Below are 2,487 nucleotides of genomic sequence, written 5' to 3'. Positions count from 1 at the left end.
GGATCTGCTGCGTCGCGCGGTCGAGGACGGGATCCTCCCCGGACTCGACCCCGACACCTCCGCCGATGATGACTGACACCCGCGGCGCGCTCGGTCAGCGGGTGGGCGCGCGGCGGTTCCAGCGGTACCTCGGCGTCATCGTCAGCGCGTTCGGGCTGGCGTTCGCGCTGCAGGCGCTCGACGGGCTCATCGCCGGCTGGCCCACGATGGCGGGCCCGCTCGGCGGCGTCGCGGTCGCCCTCGTGACCGGATCCGTCGTGATCGGCTCGATCGCCGGCCCCACCTCCTTCCACTCCCGCAGCCTCTTCCTGTACGCGTCGATCCTGTTCTTCGCCGCGGTCGCGATCTGGCCGTTCGCGATCTCGAGTCCCATCCCCGCGACGCCCATGCCCTGGCTCGTCGCGATGCTGCCCGTCGAGGCGGGCTACCTCGCCGTCGCGTTCCGGAGGCCGCTCGCCCCGATCTGCTGCGCGGTGATCGTCAGCATCGACATCGCGCTGGTGCTCCTGCTCCGCGGCGGGCTGTCGGTACTTGACACGATCGCGAACGCGCTGTTCGGCGTCGCGATCTCGGCGGTGCTCATCCTCCTGGTCGCCACCGTTCGGCGCGGGGTGGAGCAGGCGGACGCCGCCCAGCAGACCGCGCTCGCGAGCTACGGTCGGTCCCGCCTCGACGACGCGACCGAGCACGAGCGCACCCGCACCGACGCGCTCGTGCACGACTCGGTGCTCACCACGTTCCTCGCCGCGGCGAGCGCCGAGGACCCGGAGGCCGAGCGGCTCGCCCGCCGGATGGCCGAGAACTCCCTCCGCGTGCTCAACCACGTCACCCGCTCCGGGGAGTCGGGCCCGGTGATCGCGTTCGGCAAGGCGCTCGGCGACGCGGTCGACCGGTTCGATCCGCTGCTGCCCGGATGGGAGGTGGACGAGGACGCGCTGCTGACCGACCTCGTGCTGCCCGTCGACGCGGCCGACGCGGTCGTCTCGTCGCTGCTGCATCTGATCTCCGCGAGCCTCTTCCACGCCGAGGGAGCGACGGTCCGCTCCATCCGGATGACCGCGCTCGGACCCGACGGCGTGCGCATCGTCGTGACCGACGACGGACGCGCCTGCCGTCCGAACGATCCCGACGACGAACGGAGCGACCGCTTCCACGCGGTCGCCGACCTGATGCGCGCCGTCGACGGCCGGGCGCACGTCCGTTCCGCCCCGGGGGAGGGCACCGCGGTCGCCCTCAGCTGGGGGTCCGTCGTCGTCTCGGGCACCGCGCCGCTGCCCGAGCACGTGGAGGTGCTCGCATGATCATCGTCCCGCGCTGGTTCTCCCTCGCCCTCACCTCGGTGTCCGCGGCGTACGCGGCCTCGTTCTGCATCATCAGCGTCGCCGGGGGGCGCTCCCCGATGACGAACCTGCTCGCCCTCGGGTTCTTCGTCGTCGGCATGGCCCTCTGCATGACGCGGACGGGGCGCGCGCCGCTGCCGACGACGATCGTCGTGGTCGGGTGCGGGATCGTGCTGCCGCTCCTCGGCTCGGTCGGCCTGGACCCGGTGCGGGACAGCTACAGCAGCGGCGCCTGGTACGTCGTCGGTGTCGCCTGCATCGCCGTGGTCCTCGTCTGGCGCCGCCGTGCGGCGGCGGCGTGCATCCTCGTCGGCGCGCTGGGGCTGCACACCTACGTGTGGGGTGGCGTCGCGGCGCTGGCGAACTTCGGCGTCCTCGGGGGCGTCCTCGTCATCGCCATCCTGGTGGCCGGCGGCTGGGCGCTGGCCCGCACGGAGCACCACCTCACCGCCTTCTCCGCCGCGGAGCGGGAGGCGCTCGAGTGGCAGGCCGCGCAGGACGCGTACCAGGCCGAGCGGCAGGTGCGGCTCGCCACCACCTTCCGGCTCGCCGCGGGGATGCTGGAGCGCATCGCGTCGGCGACGGACGGGTTGACCGCAGCCGACCGGCTCGAGTGCCGGGTGCTGGAGCAGTCGATCCGGGACGAGATCCGCGGCCGGCGGCTGCTGAACGACGACGTCCGCGACCAGGTGATCGCGCACCGTCGCCGTGGCGCGCTCGTGCAGGTGAACGACGACGGCGGCATCGACGACATCGACGAGGACGCACTCTCGGCGATGCTCGCCACGGTCGTGGCGGCGATCGCCGACCTGCACTCGGAGCGCATCATCATCCGGACCGCACCCCGCGACTCCGACAAGGCGATCACCGTCGTGGCGATGTCCAGCGATCCGGTCGCCTCCGCGCTCGGTCTCGAGGAGGACGAGCAGGTCGACCTCTGGCTCGAGCTCGACCGACCGGTGACCGCGTGATGCCGACGCCCCGTTCTGGGGCCGACCGCCCCCGGAGTGTGCGCCCGAGCCTCGACCGGACCCGCTCGTACACTCGCGCCGTCCACCACCCGAAGGAGCCCTGAATCGTGACGATGACCAAGCCTGAGAGCGCGGTTGATGTGGTGCGGGTGGCGGTGGTTGATGACCATGAGTCG

At 72.6% G+C, this 2,487-nt stretch carries 2 protein-coding genes; both read left to right on the top strand.

All coding sequences use genetic code 11. The features are described 5' to 3' along the window. The first annotated feature begins 65 nt into the window (after positions 1-65). Complete coding sequence (locus tag ACFE67_RS14850) at positions 66-1,301, top strand: hypothetical protein (protein WP_375407643.1); 1,236 nt, start codon at positions 66-68, stop codon at positions 1,299-1,301. Next, a complete protein-coding gene (locus ACFE67_RS14845) occupies positions 1,298-2,311 on the top strand; it encodes a hypothetical protein (RefSeq protein ID WP_375407642.1) in 1,014 nt (337 codons plus the stop codon). The genes ACFE67_RS14850 and ACFE67_RS14845 overlap by 4 nt, the downstream gene beginning before the upstream one ends. Positions 2,312-2,487 lie beyond the last annotated feature (176 nt).

The organism is uncultured Amnibacterium sp., from assembly GCF_964244015.1.
Classification (GTDB): Bacteria; Actinomycetota; Actinomycetes; order Actinomycetales; family Microbacteriaceae; genus Amnibacterium.
Note: the sequence above shows the minus strand (reverse complement) of the source record. Positions and strands in the feature narration are given on the sequence as shown.